This window comes from Streptomyces similanensis, assembly GCF_039543625.1.
Lineage (GTDB): Bacteria > Actinomycetota > Actinomycetes > Streptomycetales > Streptomycetaceae > Streptomyces > Streptomyces similanensis.
This window is the reverse complement of record NZ_BAABKC010000056.1, coordinates 12310-31047: the sequence shown is the minus strand read 5'-3', so window position 1 is coordinate 31047 and position 18738 is coordinate 12310. Positions and strand designations below refer to the sequence as shown.

Annotated in this window: 2 protein-coding genes; both read right to left on the bottom strand. The window is 76.9% G+C overall.

The features are described 5' to 3' along the window. Position 1 precedes the first annotated feature (1 nt). On the bottom strand, positions 2 to 7117 hold the full coding sequence (locus ABEB07_RS19720) for an amino acid adenylation domain-containing protein (protein ID WP_345669530.1): 7116 nt from the start codon (positions 7115 to 7117) through the stop codon (positions 2 to 4). Between the two features lie 59 nt (positions 7118 to 7176). Further along, positions 7177 to 18714 (bottom strand): amino acid adenylation domain-containing protein, encoded by an 11538-nt coding sequence (locus ABEB07_RS19715; RefSeq protein ID WP_345669529.1) that lies wholly within the window; start codon positions 18712 to 18714, stop codon positions 7177 to 7179. Between the last annotated feature and the right edge of the window lie 24 nt (positions 18715 to 18738).

The following is an 18738-nucleotide window of genomic DNA, read 5'->3' as shown; positions in this document are numbered from 1 at the left end:
CTCAGTCCCGCAGTCCGGTGAAGGCGCGTACCGTCTCGTCGGCGAGGGCGTCGGCCTCCTTCTCGCTGTGGCTGTCGTCGTACAGCAGCACCAGCCGCAGCGCGCCGTCCTCGGTGACGGTCGACGTCAGCACCAGGGGAAACCCGCCGGGCAGCAGCCGGGGCGCGCCGGAGGTCAGGTCGCGGCGGGTGCGCAGCAGCCGTACGCCGGTGTCGAAGCCGGAGCCGTCGTGGGTGCCGTGGATCACCAGGGCCTCCGGCTCGGGCAGGGCGCGCAGCCGGTCCACGCCGGGGGAGCCGGGGCTCAGGTGCCGCAGGATGCCGTAGCCGACACCGTCGTTGGGCACGGAGCGGACCGTGTCCGTGACGGACGCGAGGGCGTCCCGGACCCCGGCGTCCGGGTCGGCGGACAGGGTCAGCGGATGCAGGGTGGTGAACCAGCCGATGGCGGGGGAGGCGCCGGCCGGCCGGAAGACGTTGGGTTCGGCGCGGCCCTCCGTCATCACGGAGACGGTGGAGGCGCCGCGGCGGCGGGCGAGGGCATGGGCGAACGCGGTCAGGGCGGCCGGTTCGGCGTCTGGGCCGCCGCGCAGCACCCGGGCCACGCGGTCCGCCGCCACCGCGCGCTGCACGGCGCCGCCGGCCGGCCGTCCGCCGAAGGGAGCTTCGGTGGCGGGGTGGGAGCGGGCGCCGCTCTCCAGGACGCCGGTCCAGTAGGCGAGTTCGCCGGCCAGCTCGTCCGAGGAGGCCATGTCGGTCAGATGCCGGGACCAGTCGGGCCAGGTCGGCACCGGCACGGGCGCCGGCAGCGGGCGTCCGGCGGCCAGCTCGCCGAGGAGCGTGTCGAGTTCGTCGATGAGGACGACGGTGGACATGTTGTCGAAGACGAAGTGGTGGATCAGCAGGACGATCCAGGCCGGGCGGCCGTGCCCGCGGTCGTAGTGGCGCACGCGCAGGGCGGGCCCGCGTTCCAGGTCGACCCGTGTCCTGAGCCGTGCCAGGTCGGCCGTCAGGAAGTCACGCTCGGCCGCCGGGTCCAGCGGCGGCAGCACCAGCGAGTCGAACACGTGGACGTCGCCCGGTGCGGCGCGCTCGATCCGCCAGCCCAGGTCGTTGCGGGGGAAGCGGTAGCGCAGTGGTTCGTGCCGCGCCAGCAGGTGCCCGATCACCGCCCGCAGGTCCTCGGCGCCGACCCGCGCGGTGAGCTCCAGCAGGTGCGCGTCCGCGAAGTCCGGCGCTCCGGGCGGCATGCGGTCCAGGAAGGTGCGCATGATCGGGGTGAGCGGGACCGGCCCCCGGCGTACCCGTTCGCCCTCGGGGCTCCTGACGTCCGTGCTCTCGCCGCCGCGTCGTGCGGTGGGCGCGGTGACCGATGCCGCCGCCGCCAGTTCCCGCAGGCTGTGGTGCTGGAGCAGTTGCTGGGGGGTGAAGTGGACGCCCGAGCGGGCGGCGCGGGCGGCGACCCGGACGCCGAGGACCGAATCGCCGCCCACGTCGAAGAAGTTGTCCTCGGGCCGGACCCGCTCGGCGCCCAGCAGCTCGGCCACCACACGGGTCAGCACCTCCTCGGCGTACGAGGCGCCGGGCCCGCTCTCGTCGGCGGCGGCAGCGGGCCGGAGCGCGGGCGCGCTCGGCGGGGCGGTCGGGGTGTTCGGCACAGCCGTCTCCTCCACAGGGGCATGGGCGAGCCGTCGCAGCAGGGCGCGGTCGGGCTTTCCGGTCGAGGTCAGGGGCAGCCGGTCGTGCCGGACGACCGTCCTCGGCACCATGAAGGCGGGCAGCCTGCGGCCGGCCCAGTGGCGCAGGCTCTCCCCGGTCGGCGCCGGGTCGACGGTGGTCACATGGGCGGTCAGCCGGACCGTCCCGCCGGGACCCGGCGACGGCACCACCACGGCGGCGCGGACCGAGGGGTGGGCGAGGAGCACCCGTTCCGTCTCGGCGGGCTCCACCCGCTGACCGTGGATCTCCACCTGGTCGTCCAGGCGGCCCCGGAACTCGATCGTGCCGTCCGGGCGCAGCCGCCCGAGGTCGCCGGTCCGGTACATCCGGCCGCCCGGCTCGGGCCCGAACGGGTCGGCGGTGAAGCGCCGGGCGGTCAGACCGGGCAGGGCCCGGTACCCGCGGCCGACGGCACGGCCGCCGACGGTGATCTCCCCGGTCCGGCCCGCCGCGACCGGCGCGCCGCGGCCGTCCAGCAGGTACACCGACGTGCCGGTGACGGGCCGTCCGATGCCGGGCAGATCCTGGCCGGCATCGCGCTCGATCCCCCCGGTGCTGTCGGCGGGCCCTGACGCCCCGGTGGTGTCGGCAGGCTCCGTGGCCGCGGTGGTGTCGGCGGGTTCGATCCACCCGGCGGTGGAGACGACCGTGCACTCGGCCGGGCCGTACATGTTCAGCAGCCGGAACGGGCAGTCGGCCGGGGGCCGCACCCGCAGCCGGTCGCCGCCGGTCGCCACCACCCGCAGCCGGAGATCCGGCGGCCAGGCGCACTCCGTCAGGACGATCTCGGCGAGCCGGGTCGGCAGGAAGGCCGCGGTGACGCCGTCCTCGGCGAGCCGGCGCAGGAACGCGCCCGGCTCCTCCAGCGCGGTGGGCGCGAAGTGGAGGGTGGCGCCGGCGCACAGGGCCGACCAGATCTCCAGCACGGCCGCGTCGAACCCCGGCGCCGCCGTCTGCGCCACCCGGTCCTCGCCGGTCAGCCCGATCGCGTCCTGGTACCAGAGGACGAGGTCGCGCAGACCGGCGTGCCGGATCTCGCAGCCGTGCGGCTCACCGGTCGAGCCGGAGGTGTAGACGACGTAGGCCAGGTCGTCCGGCCCGGGCCGCCGCGCCGGAGCCGTGCCGGTGCCCGGGCCCGGGCCCGGGCCGTCGCCGGGTCCGGCCGGGCGCGCGGGCAGGCAGACGCGGCCGGGCAGACTGCCGACCACCGGGGCGGACGCCGGGATCCGCGCGCCGTCCAGGACGTCCTCGATCCGCCCGCGCGGCCAGGCCGGGTCGACGGGCAGGAAGGCGGCGCCGGCCCGGACCACGCCGAGCCAGCCCACGACCAGGTCCGGGCCCCGGTCGGTCACCACCGGCACCAGGCTGCCCGGCCCTGCGCCGGCGACGGCCAGGGCATGGGCCAGCCGGTCGGCCGCCGCGTCGATCTCCGCGTACGTGTGCGAGCCCGAGGCGCCGACCACCGCGGGCCGGCCGGGGTGGCGCGCCGCCTGCCGCCGTACCAGGTCGTCGACGAGCCGTTCGTCCCGAGCGGCCGGTTCCGCGCCGACGAGTACGGCGGGCGGACCGGCCCGCGGGCGGGGCGGCGGGGCGGGCAGGGTGTCCAGCGGCCGGCCGGGGTCCTCCAGCGCGGCGTCCAGCAGACGGGGGAGCCAGTCGGCGAGGCCGGTCATGGTGGCGTGGTCGAACAGGGCGAGCGCGTACTCCAGGTAGCCGTGCAGCGGGCCGTCGTCCTGGTCGGTCACCCCCACGGTGAGGTCGAACTTGGCCGTGCCCGGGGCGATGCCGCCCGTCGGCGAGTCCAGCAGCCTCGACAGGGTCAGGTCGCCGGGCGGCAGGTCGGGGGCGGGCGCGTTCTGGTAGGTGTAGGCCACGTCGTACAGCGGGTGGCGGCCGGGCTCGCGGTGACGGCAGAGCGCGGAGACGATCTTCTCGAACGGCATGTCCTCGTGGTCGAGCACGCCGGCGACGGTCGCGGCACAGCGGCGCACCAGGTCCCCGAAGGCCAGCGAGCCCTCCACCCGGGTGCGGAAGGGCGGCAGGTTGTTGAAGTAGCCGATCAGCTCGTGCGTGGCCGGCTCGGTCCGGCCCGAGGTGCCCACGCCGACCACCACGTCGGTCATCCCGGCCCAGCGGTACAGGGCGGCGTCGACGAGGGCGAGCATGGTGACGAAGGTGGTGACGCCCTGCGCGCGGCTGTAGGCGCGCACCCGGGCCGCGAGCGGGGCGTCGACGGTGAACCCGGCCAGAGCGCCCCGGACGTCCTGGACGGCCGGCCGGGGACGGTCCAGGGGCAGGGGCTCGGTGGTCAGGCCGGCCAGCTCGGTCCGCCAGAAGTCCAAATCCGCGGCCAGCTGCCGCCCGCTCAGCCGGGTCCGCTGCCAGGCCGCGAAGTCGGCGTATTGAAGGGGCAGTTCGGGCAGCCGGGCGGGGATGCCGGTGGTCCGGGCGCGGTACAGGGCGAAGAGGTCGCGGAAGAACACCGACGGCGACCATCCGTCGAAGACGATGTGGTGGTGGGTGTACAGCAGCACGTGGTCGTCGTCCGCGAGCCGCAGCAACGTCGCCCGGAGCAGAGGGCCTTCGGCGAGATCGAAGGGGCGCAGCGCCTCCTCGTGGGCCAACGCGACGGCGCGGGGCTCGCGTTCGGCGGCCGGCAGCGTGGTGAGGTCCACCAGCGCCAGGGCCGGGCCGGCGGGCAGTGGTTCGGCGTACGGCTCGCCCTCCTCGTCGCGGATACGGACCCGCAGGACCTCGTGGCGGGCGGCGAGGCCGGCCAGCGCCGCGCGCAGCGCGCCGGCGTCGAGCGGGCCGCGCAGGCGCAGGTCGGCCGGGATGTTGTAGAGGGGTCCCGGCGGGTGCAGCCGGTCCAAATACCACAGTTGCTCCTGCCCGTAGGACAGCGGGAGGCGGTCGCGGGAGGCCAGCGGGGGGATCGTCCGCCGTCCGGTCGGGGTCTGGTCCGCCCGCTGCCGGCCGGTGAGGTGGGCCGCCAGGGCGCGCACGGTGCGGTGGGCGTACAGGTCGGCGAAGGTGAGCGGGACGCCCAGGTCGTGTTCCAGTCGCCGCAGGACGCTGATGCCGGCGATCGAGGTGCCGCCGAGGGCGAAGTAGTCCGCGTCGCCGTCGAGTTCACCGGTGCCGAGGACGTCCCGCCAGACGGCGGCGACCAGCCGTTCCGTCGCCGCCCCGCCCCGGCGGGGCGCGGGCGACCGCCGGTCCTCCGGCTCCGGGGCGCGGGGCGCGGTGCGTCCTGCGGCCGGGGGAACGTTCTCGGGGGCGCGGACCCAGCAGCGCACCGGGTCGAAGGGGTAGGTCGGCGCCGCGATCCGGGGTACGGCGCTGTCGCGGTAGTGGTGCTCCCAGTCGACCGTGCCGCCCAGTGCGTACAGCCTGCCGAACCGCTCCAGCAGCCCCGGGAGTCCGGACCCGGTCAGCAGCGGCAGTACCGTCAGGTCCGGCGCCGCCTCGCGCAGCGCCCGTGAGAGCATCCCGTCGGCGCCCATCTCGACCAGCACCGCCCCTTCGGCGCGGAACACGCCGACCGCCCGGCGCAGCCGGTCCGGATCGACGGCGGCCGGCTCCTCGGCGTCGGCGGCGCGGGCCGCCTCCTCGGGGCTCAGCTCGCCCCGGACGGCACGCACGGCCGGGGCGTCGGTGCCGCGCCCGACGAGCTGGGCGCCGGTCAGGCCCCAGCTCACCAGAAGCTGGTGGAGGCCGAGTTGGCGCAGGAGCGTGGTACCGCGCGGTCCAGCGTCGGGCACGGTCGCGACGTCCGCGAGGGCGGGCGCCTGGGCGGCCGACTCCGCCCAGGCGCCCGACGGAATGACGGCGTCGGGGGAGAACAGCAGCACGACGGGCCGCTGTTCGGCCGCGTCCTCGGGTGCGGGCAGCGGTGCGGAGCGCAGGGCGCGCGCGAGGTCCGCCGTGTCGGTGGCGGTGACGGCCAGGCGGTACGGATGGTCGTCCCGGCCGCGGTTGAGCACATGGGCCAGGGTGCGCAGATCGTGTGCGGTGCTCTCCGCGAAGTCGGCGAGCCGCAGCCGGTACCGGTCCAGGGCGGTGACGGACCTCGCCGAGACGGTGACCAGCTGCGCGGCCGGGACGCGGGACGGCGGGGACCCGACGGGCCGCGGGCCGGGGGCCTGCTCCAGCACCGCGTGCACATTGGTCCCGGTGAGGCCGAAGGAGCTGACCCCGGCACGCCGCGGCAGACCGTTCCCCTCCGGCCAGGGCCCGCCGGCCGGCCGCAGCCGCAGCGGACCGCCGAAGTCGATCAGCGGGTTGGGCTCGCTGAAGTGGGCCAACGGGTGGATGACCCCGTCGCGCACACTGCCCACGGCCTTCAACAGGCCCGCGATCCCCGCCGCGTTGCCCAGGTGTCCGATGTCGCCCTTGACGGAGCCGATCACGCAGGACGGCGTGTCGACCCCGGCGCCCTGGAACGCCAGCCGCAGCGCGTCGGCCTCCACGACGTCGCCCAGCGGTGTCGCCGACCCGTGGCACTCGACGTATCCCACGGTGCGCGGGTCGATGTCCGCGTCCCGCCACGCGGCGGTGATCACCTCCGTCTGGGCCCGCTGGCTGGGGGCGCCCATGCTGGCCGCGCGGTAGCCGTTGTGGTTCACGGCGATGCCCTTGAGGACGGCGAGGACCTGATCGCCGTCCGCCAGCGCCCGGCGCAGCGGCTTGAGCAGGACGATCCCGCCGCCCTCGCCGCCGACGGTGCCGTCCGCGCGGGCGTCGAACGGCCGGCAGGAGCCGGAGGGCGACTCGATGCCGCGCAGCGTCTCCCGCTCGTCCCGCACGGTCAGCACCGTCTGCACGCTGACTCCGCCGGCCAGCGCCAGGTCGGCCTCCCCGCAGCGCAGGGCCCGCACCGCCTGGGCGACGGCCGCCAGCGCGCTGCTGCACGCCGTGTCCACCACCAGCGCGGGTCCGACCAGATCGAGCAGGTACGCCACCCGGGCCGCCGTCGCGGCCGACAGCGTGCCGAGGATGCCCTGCGGGTCGTCACCCGGGCACAGCGTCCCGTACAGCGAGTCGGTGTGGGCGAGGCACACCGCGGTGCGCGATCCCCGCAGCCGGCCGACGGCGTACCCGGCGCTCTCCACCGCCCGGTGGGACAGTTGCAGGACCAACCGCTGGTGCGGGTCCATGAGTTCGGCCTCGCGCCGCGAGATCCTGAAGAAGGCGTGGTCGAAGAGGTCGATCCGGTCCAGGTGGCCGAGGGAGAGGTAGCGGTCGCCGGGCGGCGCGCCGTGCAGGCGCACCCGTTCGGCGGTGGGCGGCGCGATGCCGTCGTAACCGGTGCGCAGCCGCCGGTGGAAGTCGTCCAGGCCGTCCGCTCCCGGGAACAGCCCCGCGGCCCCGATGATCGCCACGTCCTCGTGCCGCATGACCCCACCCCCGGTCGGTCCTCGCTCGTCACGCTCTCCGGGCCGCCCCGGCGCGCCCGTCACAGGTCGTGCCCGGCGGTACGGGTGCCGCCGGCGCCCTCGTCCACCAGCCGTGCCATGGCCTCGACCGTCGGGTGTTCGAGGAGTTGGACGACGGACAGTTCCCGCCCGGACATCTCCTCCAACCGCCCTCGCAGGTCGACCAGTTGCAGGGAGGTGCCGCCCGCGTCGAAGAACTTCTCCCGCACGTCCGGCACGTCCCGCCCCAGCAGCGCCGCCCAGGCGCCGGCCACCGCCTTTTCGGCGGGCGTGCCCGGCGGCCGGTCCGAGGGTGTCGCGGCCATGTGCGCCGGTGCTCCCCGGGCGGCCAGTGCTCGCCGGTCGGTCTTGCCGGACGGCAGCCGCGGCAGCGCGTCCAGCACGGTGACCGAGCCCGGCACCGCCGCGCGCGGCAGATGGTGTCCCAGCCACGCGCGCAGCTCGCCGCCGTGCACAGCGCCACCCGTCACGAAGGCCCGGAAGCCGAGGCGGCCGTCGCTCCCGGGGACGGCGATCACGGCCGCCTCGCTCACCCCGGGGTACCGCGCGAGCAGGTGCTCGATCTCGTCCAGTTCCACCCGCACCCCGCTGACCTTGACCTGCCGGTCGCCGCGGCCGCGATGGTCGAGGAGCCCGTCGGCGCGGCGGCGCGCCAGATCGCCGGTGCGGTACATCCGGCCGCCGGGGGCGGGCGCGAACGGGTCCGCCACGAACCGCCGGGCGGTCTCTCCGGGCGCGCCCAGATAGCCCTGCGCCACGCCCGGCCCGGCGAGGTACAGCTCGCCGGTCACCCCGGGCGGCACGGGCCGCAGCCACCGGTCCAGGACGTACGCCCGGACATCCGGCAGGGGACGGCCGATCGGCGGTGGCTCGGTGACCGGCAGGCCGCTCGTGTCGCACCAGGTGGCGAAGACCGTCGCCTCGGCAGGACCGTACCCGTTGACCACGGTGAACGGCACCGGCCCGGCCGGCAGCCGGGTCAGCCGCTCCCCGCCGAGCAGCACATGGCGCAGCCGGTGGGCGCCGGCCAGGGCGTCGTCCGCGAACAGCCGCTCCCCGACGGCGGTGGGGAAGAAGCACAGCGTCAGCCCCTCCTCGGCCACCCAGCGGCCCAGCGCGCGCGGGTCGCGGCGCAGCGCGGGCTCGGCGACGCACAGACACGCCCCCCGGCACAGCGCGCCCCAGACCTCGCCCACGGAGGCGTCGAAGGACAGGTCGGCGACCTGCCCGTGCCGTTCGCCGGAGCGGGCGGGAAAGGCGTCGGCGTAGCCGGCCAGCAGGTTTACCACACCGCCGTGGGTGAGAACGACGCCCTTGGGACGCCCCGTGGAGCCGGAGGTGTGCACGACGGCCAGCGGATCGTCCGGGCCGGGCGGCGGCGCGGGCGGCGAGGCGCCGGGCCGCGCGGGAGGCAGTTCGCTGTCGGCGTCCAGCAGCAGCACGGCGCCGGAATCGGCCGCGACGGCGGCCAGCCGCCCGGCCGGGGCGTCCGGTTCGGCACTGAGGCAGGCCGCCCCGATCCGGGCGAGCGCGACGAACGCGGTGACGGCCTCGGCGCCGGGCGGCAGCACGACCCGGACCCGATCGCCGCGCCGCACACCCGAGGCCGTCAGCCGGGCGGCGAGCGCACGGGCCCGGCGGTCCAGCTCGCCGTAGCTCGTCGTCCGGCCCCGCACCCGCAGCGCCGGGGCGTTCGGCGCGCGCCGGACGACGGCGTCGAACAGCTCGGTCACCGTGCCGCCTCCGGGACCACCGGCCGGCCGGGGACCGGGCGCGGTGAGCGCACGCCGCCGCGCCGCGTCCGTCAACGGGAAGCGGTGCAGCGGAACGTCGGGGGCGGCGACGGCGGCGTCGAGTACGGCGCGCAGACGGCGGCCGATCCCGGCGACGGTCTCCGGGTCGAACAGGCAGGTGCGGTAGCGCAGTTCGGCCAGCAGTTCCCCGTCACGGACACGGAACTCGAAGGCGAGGTCGAACTGGGCGGCCGGGACGTCGACGTCCTCCTCCGTCACCCGGAGCCCGGGCGGAGCGGTCCGCGCCGCCGGGGTGTTGTGCAGCACCACCGCGACCCGGCTCAGCGCCGGACGGCCCAGCTCCCCGCTCTGTCCGAGAGCGGCGACCACCTGCTCGAACGGCGTGTCCGCGTGGTCGAAGGCCGCCAGCGCGCCGGCCCGGACCCGGGCGAGCAGTCCGGTGAAGGACAACGCCTCGTCGACCCGGGTGCGCAGCACCACGGTGTTCACGAAGAAGCCGACCAGCCCCTCGTACTCGACGCGGTCGCGTCCGGCGACGACGGTGGCCACCGGGACGTCGTCCTGCGCGCAGGAGCGGGCGAGGACCAGTTGCACGGCCGCCGTCAGGACCGTGAACAAGGTGGTGTCGCCGCCGGCCCCCAGCGCGCGCAGCCGCCGGGTGGACTCGGCGTCCACCGTCAGCCGTTCGGTGCGTCCCGCCGGGTCCCAGGCCGCCGGGCGGGCCCGGTCCAGGGGCAGGTCCAGCGGGGTCGCGCCGGCCAGGCGTCGACGCCAGTACGCCAGGCCCGCCTCGGCGTCCGGGCCGGCCCGGCGCCGCTGCCGCTCGGCGAAGTCGGCGTACCGCACTGGCAGTTGCGCGAGGTCGGGAGACCGCTTCTGGACGGCCGCCGTGTAGCCGGCCGTCAGGTCGGCCAGCAGGACCGCCATCGACCAGCCGTCGCAGGCGATGTGGTGGGTCGCCAGGTGCAGGACATGGGTGTCCTCGCCGAGTCGCAGCAGCCGGGCCCGCAGCAGCGGGCCGTGCCGCAGGTCGAAGGGTTCGGTGGTGAACACCCGCAGCAACCGCGCCAGTTCCCGCGCCCGGGCGTCCGGGGGCAGTGCCGACAGATCCGTCACCCGTGCCGTCACCGGGGCGGGCGGGTGGACGTGCTGGTGGGTCCCGTCGAAGGTGGCGCGCAGCACCTCGTGGCGCTCGGCGAGCACGGTGAGGGCCGTGTCCAGTGCGCCGAGGTCGAGCCTGCCGTGCAGCCGCAGCGGCAGTACGGAGTTGTACTCGGCGCTGTTCGGGGCGAGTTCGTACAGGTACCACAGCCGCTGCTGGCCGGGGGAGAGGCGGGAGCGCCCGGCACGGGCGCCGGTGTCCGGAGCGGCGGCGGCCGGGCGCCGGTCGGGCAGGGCCTGGCCGTCGGGAAGCGCGGGGGTGTCGGGAAGCGCGGGGGTGTCGGGAAGGGCGGGGGTGTCGGGAAGGGCACGTGTGTCGGGCAGGGCGCGGGCGAGGAGGGCGGCGGTGGGGTGGTCGAATACGTCGCGGGGGTGGACGTCCACGCCCAGTTCGGCACGGATGCGCGAGGTGACGCGCACGCTCAGCAGCGAGTCGCCGCCGAGGTCGAAGAAGTCGTCGTGCACACCCACCCGTTCCCGGCCCAGGACCTCGGAGAGGATGCCGACCAGGGTGCGTTCGACGTGGGTGCGCGGCGCCACGTGGCCGGCCGGTCCGGCCGCCGCCCGGGGCTCGGGTACGGCCGGAGGCGCCCAGGTCCGGCCGGCGCCGGGCGGCGACGGCAGCGCGGAGAGCGGGCGGCGGGCCGCGCCGGGCGCCGCGGTCAGCAGGGCCACCAGATGGCCGGCCACGGCCTGGCAGGTGTCCGCGTCGAACAGGGCCGGGTCGTACACCAGCCGCAGCGCCAGCACCTCGGCGGCGGAGACGACCACGTTGAGCGGGTAGTTGGTCACCTCCACCGCGCCCAGCCCGGCCAGGTCGGCGCCGAGCGCGGCGAACGCGGCCGTGTCCACCGGGTAGTTCTCGAACACGACGATGCTGTCGAACAGGGCGGCGCCGCCCGGCCGGCCGCCGGGACGCGGCAGGGAGGTCAGGGCGACGTGGTCGTGGCGCCGGTCCGCGATCCGCTCGGCGTGCAGCTCCGCCAGCCACGGGGCCAGTTCAGCCTCCGGGTCGGTGCGCACCCGTACCGGCACGGTGTTGACGAACATGCCGATCATGGCCTCGACACCGGGTACGTCCGGGGTCCGTCCGGAGACGGTCGCCCCGAAGCACACGTCCGTCACACCGCCGTACTGCCACAGCAGCACCGCCCACATGCCCTGGACGACGGCGTTCACCGTCACCCGGTGCCGGCGGGCGAAGTCGTACAGCTCGGCCGAGGCGGCGGCGGTCAGCCGGACGTCCACGACGGTGTCCGCCCGGGTGCGGTGGGCGCGTGCGGGCGGCCGGTCGAAGGGCAGCGGGGTGACCGCGCGCAGCCCGGACAGGCGCGCGCGCCAGTGCCCGGCCGCGGCGGACGCGTCCCGGGCCGCCAGCCGGCGCGGGTACTCGGCGGACGCGGGCCGCGCCGGCAGGACGGTGGCGGGGTCGGCGTGCCGGGCCAGCACGTCGGCCAGGACGTGGAAGACGCTCCAGCCGTCCAGCAGCACATGGTGGAACGTCCACACCACGCGCACCCGGTCTCCGGTCAGCCGGACCAGGGCCAGCCGCATCAGGGGCGGCCGGTCCAGGGCCGGCGGCGCGGCGCGGTCGGCGGCCAGCAAGTCCCGCAGCCGCTCCCGCTGTCGCGCCGGGGACAGCGCACGCCAGTCGTGGTGGGCGAGGGGCAGCACGCAGTGCCGGTGCACGGCCAGCAGGGGGCGGCCCGCGTCGGCCCACACCACGGCGGCCCGCAGCTCCGGCGTCCGCTCCACGGTTTCCTGCCAGGCACGGGCCAGCGCGTCCGGATCGGGCACGCCCCGCACGTCGAGGTGCACCTGCTCCAGGTAGACACCCGCGTCCGGGGCGGACAGGTGGTGGAAGAGCATGCCGCTCTGCACGGGGGTGAGCGGGAGCAGGTCCCGCACCGTGCGTCCGTCGCCCACCAGCCGGTCCACCTCGGCCTGCTCCAGACCGGCGAGCGGGAAGTCCGACGGGGTGGCGCCACCGGAGTCGGGCCCGGCGCAGTGGCGGACGATCGCGCGCAGCGCCTCCAGCACCTCCTCGGCGAGGCGCCGCACGGTCTCCTCGCGGTGCCGCGCGGCCGAATGGTGCCAGGTGAACTCCAGCTGCCCGTCCGCGACCAGCGCCGTGACGTCCAGCGGGCGCGTGCGCGCGCCACGGTCGCCGCCGAACAGCTCGAACCGCCCGGGAGGCCGGGCGAAGAGGGGGCCGGAGGCGTCCGAAGGCGTCAAGCGGCCCAGGTAGTTGAAGCTCACCGGCGGTTCCGCGTGGTCCGGAAGTGGTCGCCCGCCGGACGTCCCGGGCCGCAGATGGCGCAGCGCCCCGTACCCGACGCCCCGGTGCGGCACGGCGCGCAGCTGCTCCTTCACGGACTTCAGCAGCGCTCCCCAGCCCGGCGTGCCGGGCACTTCCAGCACGACGGGGAAGAGGGTGGTGAACCAGCCCAGCGCGCCGGACAGGTCCAGCCCGCCGCCCAGGGCGCTCGCCTCCCGGCCGTGTCCCTCCAGGGCGATCGCCACCTCGCCCCGGCCGCTCCAGCGGGCCAGGACATGCGTCAGCGCGGCCAGCAGCACGTCGTTGACCTGGGTGCGGTACGCCCGCGGCACGTCCCGCAGCAGCGCCTCGGTCCACGCGGCGCCGAGCCGCACGGTCACCGCCCGTTCGTCGCCGGGGGCTTCTACGCCGTCCAGATCCCGAGGGAGGCCGGCGTGCACCCGGCCGGCCGTACGGGACCAGTACGCGGCCTCCGGATCGAACCCGCCGTCCGCCGTGTACTCCGCCAGCCGGTGTGCCCAGTCCTGGAAGGAGGCGGGCGGCGGCCCGAGGTCGACGGGCGTGCCGGATGCCGCCTGCCCGTGGGCGCGGTCCAGTTCGGCCAGCAGCACCTGCCACGACACCGCGTCGATCACCAGGTGGTGGACCGTCACGAAGAGCCGGGCCGGACGGTGCGGGCCGAGCGAGAACAGCACGGCGCGGCCCAACGGCCCCCGGTCCGGGCGCAGTCCGCTCTGAGCCCGCGCGGTCTCCGATGCCATGGCGCGGTCCTGCGCCGCCGGGCCGAGCGGGGACAGGTCGCGGTGGTGGAGGACGAGGCCGTCGCCCGCGTCGTCGCCGACGGTGTGCTGGCCCAGCCCGTCGCGGGAGAACCGCAGCCGCCAGGCGCCGTGCCGGCGGGCCACCGCGGCGACGGCACGGCGCAGCGCCTCGGGGCGCACCCCGTCGGCGAGTTCGACGTCGATCCACTGGTTGAACGGGCGGTGGCCGGCGCCGACCGTCTCCCGGAACCAGTGCTGCACCGGCGTCAGCGGCACCGGCCCCGGCGCGGGCGCGGCCGGCGGGCGCGGCGGCGGCCCGGAGGCGACGGTCGCGGCGAGCCGGGCGACGGTCTGGCGCAGCAGGACGTCCTCGACGGTGATCCGGATCCCGGCCGCCCGAGCAGCCGCCACCGCCCGGATGCTGAGGATGGAGTCGCCGCCCAGGTCGAAGAAGTTGTCGTCGGCGCCGACCCGGTCGACGCCGAGCACCTCGGACCACACCCGGCACAGCGCCTCCTCGACCGGGCCGCGCGGCGGGGTGCGGGCGGGCCGGGCCGCCCGCACCGGAGCGGGCAGCGCCCGGTGGTCCACCTTGCCGTGCGCGGTGAGCGGCAGCCGGTCCAGTACGACGTACCGGGCGGGCACCAGATGGCCCGGTACGGTCCGCTCCAGCCGGGCCCGCAGGGCGGCGGCCGTCGGCACGGGACCGCCGGGCCGCCCGGTGACGTAGGCGACCAGATGGCGGTGGCCCCCGTCGCTGCGGGCCGTGACCACCGCCTCCGCGACGGACGGATCGCGGGTCAGGGCGGCCTCCACCTCCCCGGGCTCCGCCCGGAAGCCCCGGATCTTCACCTGCGCGTCCAGCCGGCCGAGGAATTCGAGGGCGCCGTCACCGCGCAGCCGCACCAGGTCCCCGGTCCGGTACAGCCGGCCGCCGGGCGGGCCGTCGCCGAGTCCCGGATCGGCGACGAACCGGGACGCCGTCAGGCCCGGCCGGCCGAGGTAGCCGCGGGCCAGTCCGGCGCCGCCGACGAGCAGCTCGCCGGCCACCCCGACCGGGACGGGCCGCATCCGGGCGTCCACGACATGGCAGCGGGTCGCCGCGAGCGGCCGTCCGATCGGCACCGAGCGGGCGGTGTCCCGCGGCGTCACCCGGTGCCAGGTGGTGAAGGTGGTGCCCTCGGTGGGCCCGTAGCCGTTGACCAGCTCCAGGTCCGGGCACGCCGCCAGGACCGCCGCGCAGTGCGCGGGCGAGAGCACGTCGCCGCCGGCGATCAGCCGCCGCAGTCCGCCGAGCGCCCCCGGATCGGCGTCGGCGACCTCGTGGAAGAGCCCGGCGGTCAGCCACAGCGCGGTCACCCGCTCGGCCGTCAGGAACTCCCGCAGCTCCTGCACCGACGGCACCCCGGGCGGCCGCACGGCGAGCCGCGCGCCGTTGGCCAGCGCCCCCCAGATCTCGTAGGTGGCCGCGTCGAAGGACGGCGTGGCCGCGTGCGCCAGCACGTCCCCGGGCGCGGCCCGCAGCGACGGCGCCCGGCACAGCCGTACCACCGCGCGGTGCTCGACCAGCACCCCCTTGGGGGAGCCGGTGGAACCCGACGTGTAGAACACGCAGGCCAGATCGCGCGGGCCGGCACGGTGCGCGCGGGCGGGGGAGGCGGCCGGCGCCGGGCTCGGCGCGTCGTCGACGCACAGCGTCCGGAGGCCGTCGGCGGGCAGCCGGTCGCGCAGCCCGGCGCGGGTGAGGACCAGAGCGGCCCCGGAGTCGGCGAGCAGGAACGCCGACCGCCCGGCGGGATCGCCGGGGTCGAGCGGCAGGTAGGCGGCGCCCGACCGCAGCACCGCCAGCAGGCTCACGACGAGATCGGCGCCGCGCTCCAGCAGCACCCCGACGACGCTGCCCGGACCGGCGCCGTGCGCGCCCAGCGCGGCGGCCAGCCGGTCCGCGCGGGCCGCCAGCTCGGCGTAGGTCAGCCGGGCGCCACCGTACGACAGCGCCACCGCCTCGGGCCGCAGGCGGACCTGCTCGGCCACGAGCGCGTGCACCGTGGTCTCCGGCAGGTCGGCGGCCTCGCCGGCGCTCCAGCGGGCCAGTTGGCGCGCCTCCGCGGCCGGCAGCAGAGGAAGCCGGTCCAGGGGCCGACCGGGGTCGTCCGCGATGCCGGCGAGCAGCACGCCGAGCCGGTCCGCCAGCCGGGCGGGCGTCGCGGGGTCGAAGAGATCGGTGTCGTACTGCACCGTTCCGGCCAACGCGCCCTGCCGCGGTTCGAACTCCCAGGTCATGTCGAACAGCGAGGTCAGGTCCGGGAGTTCGGCGTCCTCGGCGCGCAGGCCGGCCATCCGCAGTCCGGGGCGCGGCGCGTTCTGGAGCACCAGGGCGACCTGGGCCAGCGGGGAACGGCTGGCGTCGCGCTCCGGGCGCACGGCCCGGACCACCTCGTCGTAGGGGACCTCGCCGTGGGTGAAGGCGTCCAGCACCGTGGACCGCACCGCCCGCAGGAAGCCGTCGAAGGGCAGAGCGGGCTCGGCCTGTGAACGCAGCACGACGGTGTGCGCGAAGAAGCCCGCCAGCGGCTCCAGTTCGACCCGGTCCCGGCCGGAGAGCACGGTCGCGAGCGCGATGTCCTGGCGCCCGCAGGTCCGGGCGAGCAGCACGTGGAGCGCCGCCGTCAGCACCATGAACGGCGTCGCTCCCACGGCCCGGCCCACCTCCGTCAGCCGGGCGGTCAGCTCCGCGGGCACCAGGAAGCGGTGCACCGCGCCGGCGGCGGCGCGCACGGCGGGCCGTGGCCGGTCCGTCGGCAGCTCCAGCGGTACGAGGCCGGCCAGCCGTCGCCGCCAGTGGGCGAGGGACGCCTCCCGTTCCGGCGCCGCCGCGCGCTCCGCCTGCCGTACGGCGTGGTCCGCGTACCGGAGCGCGAGCGGCGGGAGCCGGGCCCGCTCGCCGCGCAGCGCGGCCGAGTACAGGGCGCCCAGTTCCTCGGTGAGGACTCCGACCGACCAACCGTCGGTGACCAGGTGGTGCTGGTGCAGGACGAGGAGGTGGTCGTCGGCGTCCCGGCGCACCACGAGCACGCGCAGCGGCGGCCCGTGCTCCAGGTCGAAGGCCCGGCCCAGCTCCCCGCGTACGGCGCGGTCCTCGGCGGCGGCCCGGTCGGCCTCCGGAAGGCCGGTGAGGTCCACCGTCCCGACCGGCACCGGTCGGGGTGCGCCGACCCGCTGCACCCCTTCGCCGTCGACGGTGTGGAAGGTGGTGCGCAACGGTTCGTGCCGGGCGGCCAGGGCGTCCAGGGCGGCGCCGAGCGCGGCCGCGTCCAGGTCGCCGCGCAGCCGGAAGCCGGTCGCGGTGTTGTACTCCGTCGATCCCGGCCGCAGTTGAGCGAGGTACCACAGGCGGCGCTGGGCGGGTGACAGGGGCAGGGTGCGGCCGTGGTGGGGTCGCCGGGTGACGGGGGCAGCGGGCGCGGGGGCGGGGCCGGGGTGCCGTTGCCCGGGATCGGCCGCCCGGCCGGCGTCCAGGGCCGCGGCGAGGGTCGCGATCGTGGGGTGGTCGAACAGTGCCCGGGCGCGCAGCGCCGCCATCCGGCCGGCGGCCTCCTCGCTGCGGCGGACCTCGGAGACGATCTGCATGGCGAGGATCGAGTCACCGCCGAGCGCCAGGAAGTCGTCGTGCACACCGACGCGCTCGACGCGCAGGACGCGTTCCCAGACTCCGGCCAGGAGCCGTTCGTCGGCGGTGCGCGGCGGCACAGGGGCGCGGTCGGAACCGGGCCGGGCCGGTGGCAGGGCCCGCCGGTCCACCTTGCCGCCGGGCAGCAGCGGCAGCCGGTCGAGGACGACCAGCGCGGCCGGGAGCGCGTGCCGCGGCAGCACGGCGGCGAGGAAGGCGCGCAGGGCGGCGGGGTCGGGCGTCTCCGTCTCCCGGTGGGCGGGGGCGTCCGTGTCCGGTGCCTCTGCCTCTCGGTGGGTGGGGGCGTCCGTGTCCGGTGCCTTCGCCTCTCGGTGGGTGGGGGCGTCCGTGTCCGGTGCCTCCGTCTCTCGGTGGGCGTCGGCCTCCGCATCGGGTGCCTTCGCCTCCCGGTGGGCGGAGGCTTCGGCACCGGGTGCCTCCGCCTTCCGGTGGGCGTCGGCACCCCCACCGGGTGCCTCCGTCTGCCGGTGGGCGGGGGAGAGCACCGCGTAGGCCGCGAGGAAGGGCCGGCCGTCGGAACGGGTGGCGCCGACGACGACGGCCCGCTCGACCCCGGGGTGCCGCTCCAGCGCCGCTTCCACCTCGCGCGGCTCGACCCTGGCCCCGGAGATCTTCACCTGGTCGTCCGCGCGGCCCAGGAACTCCAGCTGCCCGTCGGCCTGGCGGCGCACCAGGTCGCCGGTGCGGTACATCCGGGAGCCGGGCGGGCCGAAGGGGTCGGCGGTGAAGCTCCGCGCGGTCCACCCCGGCCGGCCGTGGTAGCCACGGGCGAGGCCGGGGCCCGCCAGCCACAGCTCGCCGGTCTCTCCGGCGGCCACCGGCCGCAGGTCCCGGTCCAGCACCCGCTCGCGCGCACCGGCCACCGGCCGCCCGATCAGCGGCCCGGCGCCCGGGCGGACGCGCCAGCTCAGCGCGTCCACGGTGGCCTCGGTCGGGCCGTAGGTGTTGCGGCAGACGACCCCGTCGGCGCGGGCCAGTTCCGCGCAGAGCGCCGTGTCCAGGGCCTCGCCGCCCGCGGTGACGTCGAGCGGCCGGTGACCGCCCCCGGACAGCAGGCCCGCGCGCAGCAGCAGCCGCAGCCGGGACGGGGTGTCGTCGAGCACGTCCAGCCGGGAGCGGGCGCACAGGTCGGCCAGGGCTTCGGGGTCGTCCCGGGTCAGCGAATCGACGACGTGCAGTTCGTGGCCCGCCACCAGCCACATCAGGGGCGCCCAGGAGGCGTCGAAGGCGGCCGGCAGCGTGTGGGCCACCCGCAGCCGTCTGCCCCCGGCCGCCCGCACCGTCGGCCCGACGCACCGGGCGAGGTAGTCGAGGTGGAGGTTGACCAGGTTGGCGTGCGGGATCACGACGCCTTTGGGGCGGCCCGAGGAGCCCGAGGTGTACATGAGACAGGCGGCGTTCGCCGGAAGCGGGCGCACCGGGGCCCCGGGTCCTGGCCCCGCGCCGCCCGGCCTGTCCGCGCCGCCGCCCGGACTTCCCGCGCCGCCTGGCCTTCCCGCGCCCCCCGGACTGTCCGCCTCGTCGGTGTACAGCCGGGCCGGTCCGTGCGCGGGCAGTGGGCGCGCCGCCTCCCGGTCGGTGAGGACGAGCAAGGCACCGGAGTCCGCGAGCAGTTCGGCCAGCCGCTGAGCGGGGTGCCCGGGATCCAGCGGCACCAGCACGCCGCCCGCGCGCAGGACGGCCAGTGTCCCGGCGATCAGGTCCGGGCCCCGCTCCAGGCACAGGGCGACCGGCGCCTCCGGGCGGACGCCGTGACCGGCCAACAGCACGGCCAACTCCGCTACCTGGGTGTCCAGTTCGGCGAAGGTGAGCCGGGCGTCCCCGCACACGAGTGCCGTCGCCCCGGGCGTCCGCGCGGCCTGTGCGGCGAAGAGATCGTCCAGCAGCCGGCCGTCCCCGTCCCGTCCGTGCATGCGACGCCTTCCCGTCCGGCCGTG

What these genes read in the sequence shown, in the direction of transcription:
- ABEB07_RS19720 (WP_345669530.1), bottom strand. Translation starts at nt 7,117, where the DNA reads ATGCGGCACGAGGACGTGGCGATCATCGGGGCCGCGGGGCTGTTCCCG.
- ABEB07_RS19715 (WP_345669529.1), bottom strand. Translation starts at nt 18,714, where the DNA reads ATGCACGGACGGGACGGGGACGGCCGGCTGCTGGACGATCTCTTCGCC.